Source organism: Shewanella marisflavi, assembly GCF_023283925.1.
Classification (GTDB): Bacteria; Pseudomonadota; Gammaproteobacteria; order Enterobacterales; family Shewanellaceae; genus Shewanella; species Shewanella marisflavi.
On record NZ_JAKIKX010000014.1, the window covers coordinates 55,141 to 72,818 of the forward strand.

19 protein-coding genes are annotated in these 17,678 nt (G+C 51.5%); 10 read left to right on the forward strand and 9 right to left on the reverse strand.

Annotated elements, in window-relative coordinates:
* Positions 1-14 precede the first annotated feature (14 nt).
* Positions 15-581, reverse strand: coding sequence for a chorismate--pyruvate lyase family protein (locus tag L2712_RS18490; protein WP_033540459.1), 567 nt, complete (start codon positions 579-581; stop codon positions 15-17).
* A 159-nt stretch (positions 582-740) separates the two neighbouring features.
* On the opposite strand from L2712_RS18490, the gene L2712_RS18495 reads away from it, so the two are divergent.
* Together L2712_RS18495 and rlmF are read left to right on the forward strand one after the other, a co-directional pair.
* The gene (locus L2712_RS18495) at positions 741-1,148 is read left to right on the forward strand and encodes a flagellar basal body-associated protein FliL (protein WP_088905775.1); all 408 of its coding nucleotides are present in this window, start codon (positions 741-743) and stop codon (positions 1,146-1,148) included.
* A 44-nt stretch (positions 1,149-1,192) separates the two neighbouring features.
* Positions 1,193-2,314 (forward strand): 23S rRNA (adenine(1618)-N(6))-methyltransferase RlmF, encoded by a 1,122-nt coding sequence (rlmF, locus tag L2712_RS18500; RefSeq protein ID WP_248978654.1) that lies wholly within the window; start codon positions 1,193-1,195, stop codon positions 2,312-2,314.
* On the opposite strand, the gene L2712_RS18505 is transcribed toward rlmF, so the two are convergent.
* Genes L2712_RS18505 through def form a run of 5 tightly spaced genes read right to left on the reverse strand, consistent with a single transcriptional unit; the run spans position 2,311 to position 7,976 of the window.
* Positions 2,311-3,753 carry a TrkH family potassium uptake protein gene (locus tag L2712_RS18505; RefSeq protein WP_248978655.1) on the reverse strand — a complete coding sequence of 481 codons (1,443 nt, stop codon included), beginning with the start codon at positions 3,751-3,753 and terminating at the stop codon, positions 2,311-2,313. The genes rlmF and L2712_RS18505 overlap by 4 nt on opposite strands.
* Positions 3,754-3,782: 29 nt before the next feature.
* Positions 3,783-5,192: a Trk system potassium transporter TrkA gene (gene trkA / locus L2712_RS18510; RefSeq protein WP_033540455.1), complete on the reverse strand. Its 1,410-nt coding sequence runs from the start codon at positions 5,190-5,192 to the stop codon at positions 3,783-3,785.
* 9 nt (positions 5,193-5,201) lie between these two features.
* Complete coding sequence (rsmB, locus tag L2712_RS18515; RefSeq protein WP_248978656.1) at positions 5,202-6,485, reverse strand: 16S rRNA (cytosine(967)-C(5))-methyltransferase RsmB; 1,284 nt, start codon at positions 6,483-6,485, stop codon at positions 5,202-5,204.
* Positions 6,482-7,456, reverse strand: a complete 975-nt coding sequence (gene fmt / locus L2712_RS18520) for a methionyl-tRNA formyltransferase (protein ID WP_248978657.1) — start codon at positions 7,454-7,456, stop codon at positions 6,482-6,484. The genes rsmB and fmt overlap by 4 nt, the downstream gene beginning before the upstream one ends.
* Before the next feature lie 7 nt (positions 7,457-7,463).
* Positions 7,464-7,976, reverse strand: coding sequence for a peptide deformylase (gene def / locus L2712_RS18525; RefSeq protein WP_011867530.1), 513 nt, complete (start codon positions 7,974-7,976; stop codon positions 7,464-7,466).
* 125 nt (positions 7,977-8,101) lie between these two features.
* Here def and L2712_RS18530 point away from each other — a divergent pair, with 125 nt between their 5' ends.
* The 3 genes from L2712_RS18530 (at position 8,102) to L2712_RS18540 (ending at position 10,783) form a co-directional block, all read left to right on the forward strand.
* The gene (locus L2712_RS18530; RefSeq protein ID WP_248978658.1) at positions 8,102-9,199 is read left to right on the forward strand and encodes a LysM peptidoglycan-binding domain-containing protein; all 1,098 of its coding nucleotides are present in this window, start codon (positions 8,102-8,104) and stop codon (positions 9,197-9,199) included.
* A 67-nt stretch (positions 9,200-9,266) separates the two neighbouring features.
* Positions 9,267-10,307 (forward strand): DNA-processing protein DprA, encoded by a 1,041-nt coding sequence (gene dprA, locus L2712_RS18535; protein WP_456299953.1) that lies wholly within the window; start codon positions 9,267-9,269, stop codon positions 10,305-10,307.
* Positions 10,308-10,309: 2 nt separating this feature from the next.
* Positions 10,310-10,783, forward strand: coding sequence for a DUF494 family protein (locus tag L2712_RS18540; RefSeq protein ID WP_033540449.1), 474 nt, complete (start codon positions 10,310-10,312; stop codon positions 10,781-10,783).
* Positions 10,784-10,838: 55 nt separating this feature from the next.
* Here L2712_RS18540 and L2712_RS18545 read toward each other — a convergent pair whose 3' ends face one another.
* Positions 10,839-12,602 carry a collagenase gene (locus L2712_RS18545; protein ID WP_248978659.1) on the reverse strand — a complete coding sequence of 588 codons (1,764 nt, stop codon included), beginning with the start codon at positions 12,600-12,602 and terminating at the stop codon, positions 10,839-10,841.
* A 137-nt stretch (positions 12,603-12,739) separates the two neighbouring features.
* Here L2712_RS18545 and L2712_RS18550 point away from each other — a divergent pair, with 137 nt between their 5' ends.
* From L2712_RS18550 to hemF, 3 genes are all read left to right on the forward strand, one after another.
* Complete coding sequence (locus tag L2712_RS18550) at positions 12,740-13,306, forward strand: DNA topoisomerase family protein (RefSeq protein WP_033540493.1); 567 nt, start codon at positions 12,740-12,742, stop codon at positions 13,304-13,306.
* Between the two features lie 95 nt (positions 13,307-13,401).
* Positions 13,402-13,959 (forward strand): L-threonylcarbamoyladenylate synthase type 1 TsaC, encoded by a 558-nt coding sequence (gene tsaC, locus L2712_RS18555; RefSeq protein ID WP_248978660.1) that lies wholly within the window; start codon positions 13,402-13,404, stop codon positions 13,957-13,959.
* 18 nt (positions 13,960-13,977) lie between these two features.
* Positions 13,978-14,889 (forward strand): oxygen-dependent coproporphyrinogen oxidase, encoded by a 912-nt coding sequence (hemF, locus tag L2712_RS18560; protein ID WP_248978661.1) that lies wholly within the window; start codon positions 13,978-13,980, stop codon positions 14,887-14,889.
* 56 nt (positions 14,890-14,945) lie between these two features.
* On the opposite strand, the gene L2712_RS18565 is transcribed toward hemF, so the two are convergent.
* Entirely contained in the window at positions 14,946-15,374 is a 429-nt protein-coding gene (locus L2712_RS18565; protein ID WP_248978662.1) for a group II truncated hemoglobin, read from the reverse strand.
* Positions 15,375-15,549: 175 nt separating this feature from the next.
* Between L2712_RS18565 and aroE the strand changes: the two genes are divergently transcribed.
* Both aroE and L2712_RS18575 read left to right on the forward strand, forming a co-directional pair.
* Positions 15,550-16,392 (forward strand): shikimate dehydrogenase, encoded by an 843-nt coding sequence (gene aroE / locus L2712_RS18570; RefSeq protein WP_248978663.1) that lies wholly within the window; start codon positions 15,550-15,552, stop codon positions 16,390-16,392.
* Positions 16,393-16,420: 28 nt separating this feature from the next.
* The gene (locus L2712_RS18575; protein ID WP_033540443.1) at positions 16,421-16,693 is read left to right on the forward strand and encodes a DUF1488 family protein; all 273 of its coding nucleotides are present in this window, start codon (positions 16,421-16,423) and stop codon (positions 16,691-16,693) included.
* A gap of 74 nt (positions 16,694-16,767) precedes the next feature.
* Here L2712_RS18575 and L2712_RS18580 read toward each other — a convergent pair whose 3' ends face one another.
* Positions 16,768-17,325 (reverse strand): gamma carbonic anhydrase family protein, encoded by a 558-nt coding sequence (locus L2712_RS18580; RefSeq protein ID WP_033540492.1) that lies wholly within the window; start codon positions 17,323-17,325, stop codon positions 16,768-16,770.
* Positions 17,326-17,678 lie beyond the last annotated feature (353 nt).

Sequence of the window (17,678 nt, forward strand, 5' to 3'; positions counted from 1 at the left end):
TAAGAGGCGTTTTTTTATGGCAGTCTTTCGATCAGTTGTCGCGCTTTGGGCAGAAATATTTCGCTGACGATCAACTGCTGCGCCTGGTGGCTAAAGTAGCGTCTGCGTCCCCAGAGGGGCTGCTGGCTATCTTGACTCAGTGAGTCGATCAAGTTAGCCAGGGAGTTGCAAGCAGTAAACTGACTGACCTCTATCTTGCCTGGGGTGAAGTCGCCGCTGGTAAACAACAGCTCGCCCAGTGGACGGGTGCCCAAGTTTAAGAAGTTATCTTGGGCCTTGTCCATCATGGTGCCGGGTACTAAGGTGCGGGCAAATACCCAGGGAATATTGTCGAGACAGAGCAGCACCTCGCGGATCCAGGCGGGTTGTTGCTCGGGAAGTTCGCCTGGGAAGGGCGATAACATATCCTCGCCCAGTACCTTAACCTCAAATTGGGTGCAGTGAGACTTGAGTTTTTGAGTTAAACTACCTGAAGCTAACAGCCATTCCCTAAAGGGTGTTGGGGGAAGTTGGGGAATTTGATCCGGTGAATGCCATTGAATGGATTCGCCATAGGGAAAGCTTAACCTAGTCACACTCATTAAATTCTCGGTACAATACTCAAAAACCTCAGCAGTTTATCACGATGAGGCTTTGATGTCGGTAATTAAAGCCTTACGTCTTAATGCCGTTAATAAGGTATCGGCCAAGCTGAAAAGCGGGTGTTGGCAATCAAATAATGAACGGAGTATTCGTCTGATATGAAAAAGTTTGCGCTGCTTATGCTGCTGTTAGTGACCAGTGTAGTGAGTCTGGGTGTCTTTGCCGAAGAGGAAGAGGTGATCGATACCTATGCTTATTATGGTTTCGAGCCAGATATTGTGACTAACTATATTTCCAACCGTAAGAAGTTGGGATTTGTGAAGATCAGCGTCGAGTTGATGGTCAAGGCGCCGGAAGATCTGATCGTTTTAGAGCATCATGATCCGCTATTACGCGCCGCCATCATAGAGATATTAGGTGCGCAGACTGAGGACAAGGTGAAATCTTTGACGGGAAAAGAGGAGATCCGCCGCGAGTGTTATGACACGCTTAACCGCCTGTTGGAGCTGGAGATAGGTCGGCCGCTTGTCGTCAATCTGCTGTTTACTAAATATCTGTACGATTAATGTTTTTTGGCTGCATGCCTGCGTGTGCAGCCGGGATCTTCTTGATGACCCTCTCTCGCAAACCTGCGCGCCCTGACGCAAAAAAATCTGTCTCTCAAAAGTTGACCTCTAAGACGTCTAAGCCAAAGCCGTCTAAGCCCAAGCTTAAGGCCACATCAGACAAGGCTCCCCGTCAGCCCAAGGGGCTGCATAAGCGTAATCTACACGCCAAGGGTTATGATTTTAATGCGCTGGTAGAGACCACTCCGGCGCTTAAGCCCTATGTTCGCCCCAACCCTTATGGCAACTTGTCTATCGATTTTGCCGATCCTAAGGCGGTGAAACTGCTCAATCTGGCGCTGCTTAGGCTGCACTATGGGCTGAACTATTGGGATATTCCCGAAGGTTTTCTCTGCCCGCCTATTCCTGGTCGAGTGGATTATCTGCATTATCTGGCGGATCTCCTGGCCGAATCGGCTCCTTCGAACAAGGGAGGCAAAGGCAAGGTGGTCAATGTGACGAAGGTGCCCAGAGGGGAGCGAGTGGTCGTTCTGGATATCGGTACGGGTGCCAATGGCATCTATCCGCTGCTGGGGAGTCAGGTCTATGGTTGGCGGTTTGTGGCCAGCGACATAGACCCTGTCTCTTTGGCGAACGTTGCGCAGATAATAGATAACAATCCTCCTCTCGAAGGTAAGCTGAGTCTGTGCCAGCAGCGAGACGCCAAGCAGATATTTACCGGTATCATCACGGCGCAAGACAGATTCGACCTGACCCTGTGTAATCCTCCTTTTCATGGCTCGCTGGAAGAGGCGAGTCGAGGCAGCGACCGAAAGCTGAAGAATCTGGCAGCCAATAAACGGGCTAAAGGTCATGAGGTGGCTGCAAATAAGCCTAAGTTGAATTTTGGCGGTCAGAAGGCCGAGCTTTGGTGTGAAGGCGGAGAACAGGCTTTTCTCAGCCAGATGATCCGCGAGAGTCAGGCGTTTGCGACTCAGTGCCTCTGGTTTACCTCCTTGGTGTCGAAGAAGGAAAACCTTAAGTCCTGTTATCGGCAGCTTGAGCGAGTTGGTGCTAAACAGGTGAAGACGCTGGAGATGGCTCAAGGTAACAAGTTGACCCGCGTGCTGGCCTGGACCTTCTTAACCCCTGAGCAGCAAGCCCTATGGGGCCAGTATCGCGTTTAGTATTTCCAAAAGTTGGGGTGGAAGAGTACTGCCACCGTCAAGATCTCCAAGCGCCCCAGCAGCATGCCGATGGCCAATGACCACTTGGCAATATCTGGCAGGCTGGAGAAGTTCCCCGCCGGGCCGATCACTGGCCCAAGCCCGGGTCCCACATTGGTCACCGCCGTCACCGCGCCGGTGAAGCTAGTGGTGGGGTCGAGTCCCGTCGATACCAAGATCACTGATAACAGCACGATTACTAGCATAAACAGCAAAATAAAGGTGACGAGGGAACGTACGATATCCTCGGTAATGGGCCGACCGTTGTAGCGCTCCTTGAAGATACCATTGGGATGGAACTGCTGTTTTAATTGTTCGCGCATGATGGCGATGGCTATTTGAAAACGGAAGATTTTAATCCCGCCCGAGGTTGAACCCGAGCAGCTACCGACAAACATCAAGAAAAGGAAGGCCACGTTGGCTAAGGCGCCCCAGGCGGTGTAGTCAGTCAGGCCATAACCTGTGGTGGTGACCACTGAGACCACGTTAAAGCTGGCCAGCCGCAGGGCATCGGCGGCTGTCATATCGTGTCCATGATAGAGCCAGAAGGCCAGGCTACAGGAGACGAATGCCAGGAAAATGAGATACCCCTTCACCTGGGCATCATCCCAAATCCGTAGTGATTTTTGGGACAGGCTGTGAACGAACATCAGTAGGGGCAAGCCGCCGGCCGCCATGAAGATAGTACCGACCCAGTGCGCGGGCTTAGAGAAGGCCGCCATGGAGCTATCTGAGGTGGAGTAACCGCCGGTAGAGAGAGTGGTCATGGCATGGTTGATCGCCTCAAACCAGTTCATGCCAGCTAGATGATAAGCCAAGCCGCAGCAGACGGTCAGTATGATGTAGACATAGAAGAGGTGCTTGGCCATATCTTGGGTGCGAGGCACGGCCTTATCGCTCCAGTCGGAGGATTCGGTACGAAACAGCCGCATACCACCGACGTTGAGAAAGGGCAGAATGGCCACCGCCATCACGATAAAGCCTATCCCCCCCAGCCACTGCAGCAGTGAGCGCCAGATCAGAATACTATGATCCATGTTGTCTAGGCCCGAGAGCACGGTAGACCCCGTGGTGGTGATCCCTGACATGGTCTCGAAGAAAGCGTCTGTGTAATTGATGCCGTGATAGAGGGTGAAGGGCATGGCCGCAAAGAGGCTGACGATAAACCAGGTCAGGCTGGTGAGCAGAAACATATCGCGGATATTCAGACGAATATCTTCACTTTGCCCCTGATGCATGCAGGCACTGGCGCAGGTGCCAGTGACCAGCGAGGCTATCATAAAGGCGCCCACGGTTTCTTCGCCATAGATTAAGGCGAAGATCAGTGGGATAAACATAAAGGCGGTCAGGGTCGATAAAAACACGCCTAAGATGAAGAGTAGCGGCCGGTAATTTAGCATCTCGGATTGAGTCTTTGCATCTTCTTGGCTTAGAAGAAGAATGCACTAGGCTGGAATAGTTTTTCAACTTCGCCGATAAATTTCTTGTTCACCAGGAAGAGGATCACGTGGTCGCCTTGCTCGATAACTGTCTTGTCGTGGGCCATCAATACCTCGTCATCGCGGACGATAGCGCCTATGGTGGTGCCGGGAGGCAGCTTGATCTCGCTGACCTGCTTGCCCACCACTTTAGAGGTGCTGGGGTCGCCGTGGGCGATGGCTTCGATCGCTTCGGCGGCGCCGCGTCTCAAGGAGTAGACGTTACAGATATCCCCCTGACGAATATGGGTCAGCAACGCCGAAATGGTTGCCTGTTGTGGCGAGATGGCAATATCGATATTGGCCTCTTGGACGATATCCACATAGGCCTCACGTTGGATCAATACCATCACCTTCTTGGCGCCCATGCGTTTGGCTAGCAGGGCGGCCATGATATTGGCTTCGTCATCGTTGGTGACCGCAATAAACACGTCGGTTTGGTCGATATGTTCTTCGAGCAGCAGCTCCTGATCTGAGGCGTCACCACAAAAAACTGTGGTATTTTCCAGTTTTTCCGACAGTGCCTCGGCACGCTCCTGTTTGTGTTCGATCAACTTGACGGCGTGATTGCGTTGCAGCTGTTTGGCCAGCCCCAGCCCTATGTTACCGCCACCGGCAATCATGATGTTGCGATAGGTATTATCCAGCTTCTGCATCTCACTCATCACGGCGCGCACGTGGCGGCTGTCGGCGACGAAGAAGACCTCATCGTCCGCCTCAATGATGGTGGTGCCGCGTGGCATGATCGGACGCCCTTGTCTGAAGATGGCGGCGACACGGGTATCAATATTAGGCATATGTTCGCGCAGGGCAGCCAGAGCGTTGCCCACCAAGGGGCCGCCGTAGTAAGCGCGCACGGCCACTAGGCTTAAGCGCCCTTCGGCAAACTCCAGCACCTGCAGGGCGCCAGGGTATTCCACCAGACGGCGAATGTAGGAGGTCACCAGCTGCTCGGGGGCGATCAATTCATCTATGATGAAGCCACCGCGCGGGCGATTTTCGCTTTGCTTGGTTTCGCTGTCGATAAAGAGTTTGTCTCTTAGCGCCAGGTACTGCTCCGAGCGGATACGGGCGATCTTAGTGGGGGTACCGTAAAGGGAATAAGCTATCTGGCAGGCCGCCATGTTGCATTCATCGCTGTTGGTTACGGCAATTAACATATCGGCGTCTTCGGCGCCGGCGTCTTTGAGGACGCCTGGGTGGGCACCATGGCCCAGCACGACGCGCAAGTCATACTTGTCTTGCAGCGAGCGCAGCCGTTCGCGGTCATTGTCGACTATGGTGATATCGTTGTTTTCACCAACCAGGTTTTCCGCTAATGTACCGCCGACCTGACCTGCACCTAATATGATAATTTTCATAGCCTAACGTTATCCCTTAACCAAGCGAGCGTAGTAAAACCCATCCATATTGTCCTGACCAGGTATGATTTGCCAGCCAATGTCATCGCGGTTTTGTTGTTGTGCGATAGGAATCAGGGTTGCGTCTTGGGTTCTCGCTAAGAATGCGTCGATCTGCTCGGCGTTTTCTTGCGGTAAAATTGAGCATGTAGCATACAAGAGTGTGCCACCGGGTTTAAGCCACTGCCAGCAATGATCCAAAATTTGTGACTGCAATGTGGCCAGCTCTTCGATATCGGCCTGCTTTCTGAGCCACTTGATGTCGGGATGACGACGGATCACGCCCGTGGCGGAGCAAGGTGCGTCCAGCAGGATGCGATCAAATTTGTCGCCCTGCCACCAGGTGTCTATCTTGGCGGCGTCGCCATGCACTAACTTGGCTTTAAGGTTTAATCTGTCAAGGTTCTGCTGCACCCGTTCCAGGCGTTTGGCATCGAAATCGACCGCAACCAGCTCTATACTTGGCTCACTTTCCAGCAGATGACAGCTCTTGCCGCCAGGGGCGGCGCAGGCATCGAGAATCAGCTCATTAGCTTGGGGAGCTAACAGACTGGCGGCCCACTGAGCGGCACCATCTTGTACCGAGGCTGCGCCATCAGCAAAGCCGGGTAGCAGGCTAACATCTTTCGGACTCTCTAGCAGAATAGCGTTGTTACTCATCCCTGCTGTGGCCCCTATCTCCTGCTCGGCCAGCTGTGCCAGATAGTGTTCCCGGCTCTGGGATAACTGATTGTTACGCAGCCACATAGGCGGGCGTTGATGGCTCTGGGCGATCACTTCTTGCCAGTTGTCTGGATAGGCGGCCTTGAGGCGTTTGATCAACCAGGCGGGAGTGTTAAAGGCTAGCGTCTCATTATCTTCTGGCAGTGGTTTCTGGTTACGCTGCAGATTACGCAGTACGCCGTTGACTACCTTGACCAGTCCCTCAAACTTGAGCTGACGACAGGCTTCGGCTGTCTCAGAGATCGCCGCGTGACTCGGGATGCGGGTAAAGTAGAGTTGATAACAGCCGACAAGTAATAATTGGTGCACGATCCGCTGCTTGCCTTTGAGCGGCTTGCTCATGCAATCACTCACCAGCTTATCGAGCTGAGGTAGGTGGCGCATCACGCCGTAGCAGAGTTCGGCCAGTAGCGCCTTGTCTTTGCCGCTCGAGAGTCGCTGTTGCTGTTCCGGCAAGGCCACCGACAGAGAAACCCCTTTTTCCAATACTTGAAAGACGACATGAGCGGCTAGGGCACGTAGATTCTTCATGCCTTCGCCTCGTCTGACGTCTCGACACCTTGCAGTTGCGTGCCAGGTGTAAACCAGTCACCACGGGAATTGAGTATGTCGGCGACCGGCATGGCTTTCTTACCCGGCAGCTGCATCACCTCAAGGATGAGCGCGCCTTCGCCAGTGGCCACCGCTATGCCCTGCTTATCCGCGCTGATGATAGTGCCAGGGGCCTGCTGGCTTGTGTCGTGAGACACGCTGGCCTGCCATACCTTGATCACGGCATCTTGGTGAGGAAAGTGGCTGGCGGGCCAAGGATTAAAGGCGCGGACTTCACGCCACAACTGCTGCGCCGGCTTGCGCCAGTCAATCAATGCCTCTTCTTTGCTGAGTTTCTCGGCGTAGTTGGCTAAGGCTTCATCTTGTGGCTCGGGTGTGAGACTGCCTTCGGCCAGACCTTCTAGCGCCTGAATCAGGGCGCTTGGCCCCTGTTCGGCCAGTTTCTCATACAGACTGGCAGAGGTGTCACTGTCTTCGATAGGCAGGTGGGTCTTAAGCAGCATATCGCCAGTATCCAGGCCGATATCCATCTGCATTATGGTCACGCCTGTTGCTTCATCGCCCGCCCAGAGTGCTCTTTGTATCGGCGCTGCGCCGCGCCAGCGGGGCAAAATTGAACCATGAACATTGATACAACCCAGTCTTGGAGTGTCGAGTACTACCTGGGGTAAGATAAGCCCATAGGCGACAACCACCATGATGTCGGCACCCAGAGCAGCGAGTTCTGCCTGGGCTTCCTCGTTTCTCAGGCTCACGGGCTGGTAGACGGGGATATCATGCTCGAGTGCCAAGGCCTTTACCGGGCTGGCCTGTAGCTTCTTGCCTCGGCCCGCGGGTCGGTCTGGTTGGGAGTAAACCCCGATAACACGATGTTCTGAATCGATTAACGCTTGTAAATGGCGTGCCGCAAAATCTGGCGTGCCCGCAAAGAGTATCTTGAGTGGTTTCAAATGAGGCTTATCCTTGTTTGGCTTCGAGGCGAGCGGCTTTTTCGAGTTTCTGTTTGATACGCTGACGCTTGAGGGGCGAGAGGTAGTCGACAAACAGTTTGCCATTGAGGTGGTCAAGCTCATGTTGCAGGCAGATAGCGAATAGGCCATCAGCCTCTAAAGTGAACTCGTTGCCATCTCTGTCCAACGCTTTGATGGTGACAAATTCGGCACGGTCGACTTTGGCGTAGATGCCAGGCACCGACAGACAGCCTTCTTCGTTGCAAAAATCGCCACTTTTCTCAATTATCTCCAAATTAATGAAAACCTTAGGGCGTTCTACGTCATCTTGCAGGTCCATGACGATTAATTGATGATGATAATCAACCTGGGTCGCTGCCAGACCAATTCCCTTCTCTTCATACATGGTTTCGAACATATTATCGATTTGTGTCTGAAGCTCAGCGTTAAATTCTGTAATTGGCTTGGCAATCGTGCGTAAGCGCTCATCGGGAAAGCGTAAAACTTTTAGTAAACTCATACATAAACTCTTAACAAGTCTGTCAAATTCGAGACAGTTGGTTATACTGACTTAGGCTAATGGGTTAATTTTAATCCTTAGTGGCATTCAATAACAGTAAAAGCTCTATATAAAGGGCAAACAGCATGGATACCCCCATGAAACGACTAATTTTACTCGGTTTAATGATTTTTAGTAGTTCGTTAGTTGTCGCGGATACCTTGACATTGAAGTCCGGTCATCCCGATTCGTATGTGGTGCAGAAAGGCGATACCCTTTGGGATATATCAGCTCATTTTCTTAAGGACCCTTGGCGTTGGCCAAAGCTCTGGGGGGCCAACCCACAGATCGCCAACCCGCACCTTATCTATCCAGGAGACAGGCTGACATTAGTCTTTATCGACGGTGAACCTAGGTTGGTCGTCAAGCCTCATGTTCGCAAGAGTCCCGAAGGACGTGTCTTGCCCAAAGGTGGCGCGATTCCTGCCGTAGACCTTAGCCTGATTCAGCCCTATCTGGTGCAAAACCGTGTGGTTGACGACGAGTGGTTCGATGAGCAACCTATGGTTATGGGCGGCGAGAGTGAGTCTAGGCATCATGTGACTGACGATGTTATCTATGTCCAAGGTGAGTTGACTCTGGGTGACAAATTTGGTGTTTACGCCAAGGGTCGTCAGTTTGAAGATGCAGAGTCTGGCGATGATTTGGGGCTGGAGGTGATTTTGACTGCCAGCGGCCGAGTGATCGAGTCTGGACCTGTCTCTAAAGTACGTCTCCTGAGCAATATGCGCGAGACCAAGGCGGGTTATCGGGTACTGCCTATTGAGGATGACTCTTTGATGTCAGCCTACTTTATGCCTAAGGCCGCGACGACGCCGGGTACAGTGCTAGCCTCAGAGAAAAACGTGCGAGCCATGGGCAAACTCGATGTGGTCTATATCGACCGTGGTAGTCAAGATGGTGTCGAGCCCGGCCATGTGTTCTCAATCTTCCGAGATGGTGCCGAGGTCGTTATCGACGGTGAAGGTAAGCCGGTGCAGCCGACCGACCGCAGTGCCTATGAACAGATGTTGGCCAGTATTTCGTCTGATAATGCAGTGAAGATGCCAGATATCTATCGTGGCAAACTCATGGTGTTTAAGGTATTTGACCGAGTCAGCATGGGGCTTATTCTGATCAATGAGAAGCCGGTGCGCGTGCATGACAAGTTGGTGCAACCGGATACCCTGTTAGCAAGCGAGTAGTGCCATTGAAACAAAACTGGTCGATTGGCTAGTTGTTTGTGCTGTACCCGGGTTAGGACCGGCCCGGGTGAAACAATTATTAAACTACATGGATGTAGCGGAGCTCAGGCAAAGACTGGAGCATGAACCCGATGCATTGCCCTTGCCTGAGCGCCTATTGAAAGGGGCGTTATCGCCTGACTTTTCGCTGGTCGAACAAGCGTTAGATTGGCAAGACGCCGCGCCCCATCATCATCTGCTTTGCCCTCAAGATCCTTTTTATCCCAGTCTACTCCTACAGATTTGCGATCCTCCGCCAGTGCTTTTTGTCAAAGGCGATATCAACGCCTTAATGTTACCTAGCATCGCCATGGTTGGCAGCCGTGCGGCTTCGCAATCTGGATTAGCGGTAAGCTATCAACTGGCGCAAGAGTTGGCGGCGAGCGGAATTGGCGTCACCAGCGGTATGGCGGCCGGGATAGATGGCGCTGCGCACCAGGGCGTGCTGGATGCAAATGGTGTAACCCTGGCGGTGCTTGGGACCGGTGCAGAGGTTATCTATCCTAAGCGTCACAGGCCCATTTATGACAAGATTCAGCAGTCGGGTTGTGTGATCAGCGAGTTTTGGCCCCAAGTGAAACCCTATGCCGGCAATTTCCCCAAGCGTAATCGCATCATTAGCGGGCTGTCATTAGGTGTGGTTGTCGTCGAAGCGGCGCGTAAGAGTGGTTCGCTTATCACTGCGCGTTTGGCGCTTGAACAGGGTCGAGAGGTGTTTGCTGTGCCGGGTAATATCTTGGCAGGGGATCACCAAGGCTGTCATGATTTGTTACGAGATGGCGCTAAATTAGTGGAGTGCGTCGCCGATATTATTGAAGAGGTTGCAGCTTTATCAAACTTTCACCTTGAAGAGTTGCATCGTCGTCACCATATAGGGGAGGAGTTAGCTTCTGATTTGCCATTTGCCTCGCTGTTAGCTAGTGTAGGTTATGAGGCCACACCATTAGATGTAGTGGTCGAGCATAGTGGAAAAACGATAGAGCTAGTATTAGAGCAGTTGCTTGAACTTGAACTACAAGGTTGGGTTTCAGCTGTACCCGGTGGTTATATAAGACTTAAGAGGAGCTAGCCATGTTCGATATCCTCATGTATCTATTTGAAAACTATGTGCACAGTGAGGTCGAGTTACTGGTCGATGAAGACGAGTTAACCCAAGAGCTGACACGCGCTGGTTTTCATCAATCTGCGATCATCAAGGCGTTGGCCTGGTTGGAACACTTGGCGTCGCTACAAGAAAGTGATCAACCCTACCTATGTAATCATGATCAACACTCTTTCCGTATCTATACTCAGGCCGAGATGGATAAGTTAGACGTTGAGTGTCGTGGCTTCTTACTCTTCTTAGAGCAGATTAAGGTGCTGAATGTCGAGCTGCGCGAGATGGTGATCGATCGTGTAATGGAGCTGGATGAGCCAGCACTGATTTTAGAAGATCTTAAGTGGGTGATCCTGATGGTGTTGTTTAATGTACCGGGCAATGAGTCGGCCTATGAACAGATGGAAGATCTGATCTTTGAACAGCCAGATGGTCGGTTACACTCTTAATTGACTCGATTCGGATATAGAGAAGGAGGCCTGGGCCTCCTTTTTTAATGGCAGGCTAAAAGTGTTGATGCGCCTCATTTAATTTAAGATGGGCAGGCATCAGGTAGTCACGATAGGCGTAGCGATTGAGTTTGTTAATCTTGGGCGTGTTGTCACTTTCGCCCTCGTTAAAATCGGCGACCTGATCAGCCAACCAAGTAGAGAAGGCCGCTTGTTCCTTACTTAGCTCATCGAGCAGTTTCTCATACCCCTCGAAGTAATCTGTCTTTAGGTAGTGACTAAGTTTTACTAAAGCTTCAGGGTGATGTTCGGCCAGGAATCGAATGGCCATGTAACTCCACTTGTAGGTTCTGTCGAGGCCATCCTTATATTCAGTGGCGAAGATGGTTTTAAGATCCGGTGCCTCAGTGAGTTTGGCTTTAATTACCTTTAGGGTAGATGGGTTGTCGTTACCCTTGGAAACGTATTCGGCCAGCCCTTCCGACCACCACACCAACTTGCTAGGGAAGTGGCCGAAACCGCCATATTTCACGAATCTGCCGTCAAGGTAATGGATATACTCATGGTTGAGATTCCAGATAGCAAACTCGGGCGCAATCCAATACTGGCGATAGGCAAAGAAGCTGGCCTGATTGTCAGGGTTCGACGGTGTGCCCTCGATATACATGCCGCCGTTATCTGTGCTGATATCAAACAGAAGCTGACCATAGGCGTTGTACTGACTCCAGTTTTTAAAGGCCACCACCTGCAGCGCATTATTGTAATCATTGGCTGTCGCTTGGTGTTGAGTCTTAAGGAGTTGATGAAAGTTTGCCTCCTGTGAGGTGAGCTTAGTACAGCTAATCGACAGTTCTTCAGGCGTCAGATCTTGCGCTAAGATATACAGGCTCTCTGAGCATTGATGGCGTATCGGTAAGATTTGCGACAGCTCAGGGATCTGGCAAATCGTGCTGCGGTTTATACAGGCTTCCTGCCCGGCGAAGGCATTCACATGATAGCCCAAGGTATAGGTGGTCTTGGCGGCCTCTCCCCGCTGGGCGACATCCCTTTCGGCGAGCCTGTCCATGGCATCGTCTAGTGCCTGTTCGGCTGCGGTCGTTTTTCCCTCTTCGCTGCCGGGTAGTGCCAGGCGATATAAGCCCAGTGCCCAATAGGCATTGGCTCTGGGCCAATCTTGCTGATCGCGCAGACTGAGTGGTGAGGCTGCATAGTCGAGCAGGGGCTTATCCAGCTCGGCGGCAATCAATTGCTGATTGAGTGCGCCATCAGGTTGTTTGCGCGCAACGTTCAGTAGCATGCCATAGGCTCTCAATGTCTCCCAGAGTGCATAATCTGAGGCCTGATTCGGCGATTGCTTGCTGGTGCGTGCGAGTTGCTGGTTGAGCAAAGGCAACAATCTACCTAGCTGCTGGGCGTGTTCATCATTGTCGTAGTATCGATATAGGGTGACGGCAAAATGCTCCTGCAATCTGGGTGATTGAGCGATCAGCTTGCTTCTGCCCAGTTGACTCAGCGCACTCGTGAGTGCGGCGTAGTCAGTGTCGGTCAGCGTATCAGTGGGACCGAAATAGCTAAAAGCCCTAAGGTAATAGAGCAGAGCGTCGAGGCTCTCCTCATCCTGACGCTGGTTTATGGCTTGCACAGACCGCTCGAAGCTGGCCTTATCGAGCAAAGGATTATCATGACTAAAGAGTTGTTGTTGAGGCAAGGCGTGCAATTCGTCAGTGAAAGCAGGGCTTGGCTGCTGAGGGGTTGTGCTACAGCCGAGTAATAGGCTAGGCCCGAGAAGTAAAAGCGCGCGAAGTGATGGGTGAAGCATAGAGTCTCCTTGTAATTTTTGTATACAATATATTTCAGTGCAACAAAGAAGACTAGTTATAATTAACCCTAGATTAGATTCCCAAGGTGATGCCGAGCTTGGTAAAATGGCCAGCATCCAAGTTTGCAGAGAAAACCATGTCCAAGATAGATGATCAGCTGTTCAGTTCACACGAGCATGCGCTTGAGAAAGAGTATGAACTCTGTCCTAAGTGTGGCTGTGAGCTGTCGGTAAAAAACAGTAAGCATGGTGGTTTCATTGGCTGCAACAACTATCCAAGTTGTGACTATACCCGCCCCTTGGTGCACCATGAGTCTATTGAGACCCAGGTGATCGAAGGTTCTGAGTGCCCGGAGTGTGGCGCCGAATTGGCGGTAAAATCGGGTCGCTTTGGTATTTTTATCGGTTGTACCCGATATCCAGACTGTAAGCATATCGAGAAGCATGATCAGGAAGATCAGGCCGAGGCGATTCCCTGTCCTAGCTGTCATAAGGGCGTTATGGAACATAGAACCAGCCGTTTCGGTAAAAGCTTTTACGCCTGTAGTGCCTATCCTAAGTGCAAGTTTTTGGTGAATTACCCTCCGGTGAAGGAAACCTGCCCCGACTGCGGTTTTGGTCTTTTGGTTGAACGCAAGGGTGCTGCGGGGATGCGTCTCGAATGCCCGCAAAAGGCTTGCAAGTATAAACGTCCTCTGCCTTAAGCGGCTTTCCAGCATTGTTCGTATTAGCTTTGTCTGTATAATCTCGACAAATATGGTCAAGTTGACCCTGATTGAACACTGCAAGGTAGGATGACATGTTACAGCAAGATCCTTGTGCCCTGGTTGAAACGGTTATGCAGGGAGGCGTTATTGCCTATCCGACCGAAGCCGTTTATGGGCTGGGTTGTGATCCCGACAATGATGAGGCGATTCAGAAGCTGCTGGATTTGAAGCAGCGCCCCTGGCAAAAGGGATTGATTCTGGTCGCCAGCGACTTTTCTCAATTGACACCCTATATCGATCAGTCTGTGCTCACTGAGCAGCAGCTAGAGTTTGCCTTTAGCAAGTGGCCGGGTCCATTCACCTTTATCATGCCCAAGCAGCCAGGGTTATCCAAGCTGTTGAGTGGCCAGTTCGATTCACTGGCGGTACGAGTCTCCAACCATGCTGGCGTGCAGGCGTTATGCCAGGCCCTGGGTAAGCCCATCGTCTCGACCAGCGCCAACTTGACCGGCGAAGATCCAGCCATGACTGCGCAAGAGGTGATCAGGCAGTTTGATGGCAAGATAGATGGGCTGGTGGCAGGAAGTCTGGGTGCAGAGCCAAAGCCATCCACCATTATCGATGTGATTAGCGGTAAAATTTTACGATAACCATAACAAGGAATTTTTATGAAGCCCGATGCCACTCAAGTCAAAGCCTTCTTACTCGAATTGCAGCAAAGGATTTGTGACGGTTTGGAACAACTCGACGGTGAGGCCAAATTTGTGGCTGATTCCTGGACGCGCGAAGAGGGCGGTGGTGGCACGAGTCGTGTACTGACACAGGGCAAGGTATTTGAGCAGGCGGGAGTTAACTTTTCCCATGTCACGGGGGCGGCTATGCCTGCATCGGCGACAGCCCATCGCCCCGAATTGGCCGGACGCAGTTTCGAAGCCATGGGCGTCTCATTGGTTATCCACCCCAATAACCCATATGTTCCGACAACCCATGCCAATGTACGTTTCTTTATTGCCGAAAAAGAGGGCGCCGATCCTGTCTGGTGGTTTGGTGGCGGTTTCGACCTAACCCCCTATTACCCGTTTGAAGAGGATGTCGTGGCTTGGCATCAGAGCGCCAAGGCGTTATGTGAGCCTTTCGGTGAGGACGTTTATCCTAAATATAAGAAGTGGTGCGACGAGTATTTCTTCCTGCCCCATCGTAACGAGACCCGTGGTGTCGGCGGACTCTTCTTCGACGATCTTAACGAGCCAGGGTTTGAAAACAGCTTTGCCTTTATGCAGGCGGTGGGTGAGGGTTTCTTAAAAGCTTATGCGCCTATCGTTAAGAAGCGCAAAGAGACCGCGTATGGTGAGCGCGAGCGTGACTTCCAGCTTTATCGCCGTGGTCGTTACGTGGAGTTTAACTTAGTGTACGACAGAGGCACACTCTTTGGCCTGCAAACCGGCGGGCGCACCGAGTCTATCCTGATGTCTATGCCGCCGTTGGTGCGCTGGCAATATGCCTACACGCCAGAGGCGGGCAGCCCTGAAGCCAAACTCTATACAGATTTTCTAACGGCAAGAGAGTGGTTAGAGGCGTAAGCCCTCTAGAATAATAAAGGGCTCGATTGAGCCCTTTTTCTATCACAGCGACAACATCATTGGTTGCGCATGTGGTCGGCCAGTGTGGATATCGCCTGGTAGATCGCTTCTCTATGTTGCGGTTCTTTTATCTCTATCGCCAGGGCTCGCTCCATGCACAGAAGCCATTGGTCGCGCATCGCTTCATCTATGCTAAAGGGCATATGTCTGGCACGTAGCGCCGGGTGACCATGACGTTGATGATACAGCTGCGGGCCCCCTAGCCAGCCACTCAGAAATTCAAACAGCTTCTGCTCAGATTCGGCAATTGGTGCGCTATGCATGGCAAGTAAGCTCTGCGTCTCAGGATTGGTTTGCATCTGCTGGTAGAACTGTTTGGCGAGCGCTCGAATAACCTTTTCACCACCAATCCTATCGTAGGCGTTGGATTGCTGTGGATCCCGTTCGGCCGCAGGTTTAGCTATCAACTTTTTTAACCACTTCATCTGACTCTCTCGCCGTATCTCTTGCTCTATAGGGTGTCGTTGAGCGGCACACTAGCCTATTCTCCGTCAGCAATCAATCCGGACGCCTGTGAAGATAATGCATGGCGATGCCCTTTGCTTAGCGAGAAAAGCTCAGTAGACTGAGGGCATCAGGAGTCACAGAGACGAGTTTCCCATGACGCAAGAGGTCACGCCGGATAGGTACGCGGTGTTTGGTCACCCCATAGGCCATAGTAAATCCCCTTTTATTCATCAAATGTTTGCCGCCTCTACCGGAGAGTCTGTCTCCTATGAAGCGATTTTGGCGCCGCTGGATGGCTTTGCAGAGTCTTTGCAGACCTTTTTCGTTGAAGGTGGTAAGGGAGCCAATGTGACCCTGCCATTCAAAGAGCAGGCCTTTGCCCTGTGCGACTGTCTTGGACAGGAGGCTAGGCTTGCCGGCGCAGTCAATACTCTGAGCCTGTTACCAGATGGTCGTATTAAGGGAGATAACACCGATGGCCTGGGATTGGTTGCCGATTTAACCCGTCATCTAGGATCATTAAGTGGGAAAAGCGTGCTGCTTATAGGTGCTGGTGGCGCAGCCCGTGGTGCCATATTGCCGTTACTGAATGCCGGCATAAAGTCTTTGGCAATTCATAATCGTACTCAGAGTAAGGCGGAGCAGCTAGCGGAAACCTTTAATACTTATGGAGCAGTCGAGGCGAAAACCTTAGCCGAGCTGACCCATAGCTTCGATCTGGTGATCAACTCTACCTCTGCCAGTTTGAGCGGTGAACTGCCAGCACTGCCAGAGGCTATCATTGATCCACATTCGGTCTGCTACGATATGATGTATGGCCGTGAGGTTACCGCCTTTAATCGATGGGCGAGTGATCTAGGGGTTATTATGACGATTGATGGGCTAGGCATGCTGGTGGGGCAGGCCGCGAAAAGTTTCGCCATCTGGCGTGGGGTTGAACCCGAGGTGCAACCTGTTATTGATAAGTTGCGTAGCGAGTTAACGGCAACGTCATGATCCTTAATGGCGATAGGAGTGAAAAGCCATGAATCAAAGCATCATATTTACCGAACATCTAAGCTGGGAGCCTAGCTTAAACGCGATCCATTTTACGGCGCAGCAACAAGGGGTCGTGATTGACTGCTATATAGGGCAAAAGGTATTGGAGCATCTTGCGGCAGAGAAGATTAACAACAGCGAGCAGGCAATCATGCTGTTTGAGCAGTACCGCTTCGACATTGAGGAGCAGGCCGAGAAGTTAATTGAGCAGGAATCGTTTGATGTTCAAGGCCATATCCAGGTCGAACGAGTCGACTAATATTGCCTTAATCTGGGTATCTTGGCGCCGGGCCTCCGGCGCCAAAAGGATCGAGTGCAGTTCCCAATCTTTGCTTAGGTTGGCAAATCCTGTAATGCCTCTTCAATATACTCATTTTTGAGACGTACATAATTGTCTGCCGATTCCGGTAAAAATTTTATCTCGGCCTCGGTCAATGCTCTTACCTTCTTGGCGGGGCTACCTACATAAAGGTGTCCGCTCTCGAGTGTCTTACCCGGTGGTACTAAGGAGCCTGCGCCTAAGATCACATCGTCTTCGATAATGGCACCATCTAAGATGATGGCACCCATACCGATAAGGATACGATTCCCGACGCGGCAGCCATGTAACATCGCCTTATGACCTATGGTAACGTCATCGCCGATTAAGAGTGGATGCCCTTCGGGACGAGTTGCCGATTTACGGGTGACATGTAGCACAGTGCCATCTTGCACATTTGAACGTTTGCCTATCTTTATATGATTTACATCGCCGCGAGCGGCGACCAAAGGCCAGATGCTGGCATCTGTGTCTAATGTGATATCTCCGACAAGTACGCAAGCCTCGTCAATATATACACTGGCATCAAATTTCGGGCTGACGCCCTTATAAGCACGGATTGATTTTGTCACGGCTTGGTCCTTAAAACGGCTAAAAGAGTGAGGATAGCCCAGTATAATGGGTAAAAAGTAGCTGGTCAGGCTAAAAAGCATGCAAACAATGCAAAAGTAGCACTTTTCTTTAAAAAAGCCCTTGCGTAAAAGATTCTGCTCCCTATAATGCGCTCCCACTGACACGGCAAACAGCGTCGCTTATCGATGATAACAGCCTTCAGATGGTAAGAGTGAAAAGTTGAAAAACTTCTTAAAAATCACTTGACGCCGACAGGGAGAAGCGTAGAATACGCAGCCCTAGCCCGCTGGACTCCAGTATGAGGCGAACGTTCTTTAACAAGATGAAACAAGAAATCTGTGTGGACATTCAC

Excerpts from the sequence above, each read along its gene's own strand:
- def (WP_011867530.1), bottom strand. The coding sequence starts at position 7,976 with ATGAGTTTACTAAAAGTTTTACGCTTTCCCGATGAGCGCTTACGCACG.
- L2712_RS18575 (WP_033540443.1), top strand. The coding sequence starts at position 16,421 with ATGAATCAAAGCATCATATTTACCGAACATCTAAGCTGGGAGCCTAGC.
- L2712_RS18550 (WP_033540493.1), top strand. The coding sequence starts at position 12,740 with ATGTCCAAGATAGATGATCAGCTGTTCAGTTCACACGAGCATGCGCTT.
- aroE (WP_248978663.1), top strand. The coding sequence starts at position 15,550 with ATGACGCAAGAGGTCACGCCGGATAGGTACGCGGTGTTTGGTCACCCC.
- rsmB (WP_248978656.1), bottom strand. The coding sequence starts at position 6,485 with ATGAAGAATCTACGTGCCCTAGCCGCTCATGTCGTCTTTCAAGTATTG.
- L2712_RS18540 (WP_033540449.1), top strand. The coding sequence starts at position 10,310 with ATGTTCGATATCCTCATGTATCTATTTGAAAACTATGTGCACAGTGAG.
- L2712_RS18490 (WP_033540459.1), bottom strand. The coding sequence starts at position 581 with ATGAGTGTGACTAGGTTAAGCTTTCCCTATGGCGAATCCATTCAATGG.
- L2712_RS18565 (WP_248978662.1), bottom strand. The coding sequence starts at position 15,374 with ATGAAGTGGTTAAAAAAGTTGATAGCTAAACCTGCGGCCGAACGGGAT.
- L2712_RS18495 (WP_088905775.1), top strand. The coding sequence starts at position 741 with ATGAAAAAGTTTGCGCTGCTTATGCTGCTGTTAGTGACCAGTGTAGTG.
- L2712_RS18505 (WP_248978655.1), bottom strand. The coding sequence starts at position 3,753 with ATGCTAAATTACCGGCCGCTACTCTTCATCTTAGGCGTGTTTTTATCG.
- hemF (WP_248978661.1), top strand. The coding sequence starts at position 13,978 with ATGAAGCCCGATGCCACTCAAGTCAAAGCCTTCTTACTCGAATTGCAG.
- tsaC (WP_248978660.1), top strand. The coding sequence starts at position 13,402 with ATGTTACAGCAAGATCCTTGTGCCCTGGTTGAAACGGTTATGCAGGGA.
- rlmF (WP_248978654.1), top strand. The coding sequence starts at position 1,193 with ATGACCCTCTCTCGCAAACCTGCGCGCCCTGACGCAAAAAAATCTGTC.
- L2712_RS18545 (WP_248978659.1), bottom strand. The coding sequence starts at position 12,602 with ATGCTTCACCCATCACTTCGCGCGCTTTTACTTCTCGGGCCTAGCCTA.
- L2712_RS18530 (WP_248978658.1), top strand. The coding sequence starts at position 8,102 with ATGGATACCCCCATGAAACGACTAATTTTACTCGGTTTAATGATTTTT.
- trkA (WP_033540455.1), bottom strand. The coding sequence starts at position 5,192 with ATGAAAATTATCATATTAGGTGCAGGTCAGGTCGGCGGTACATTAGCG.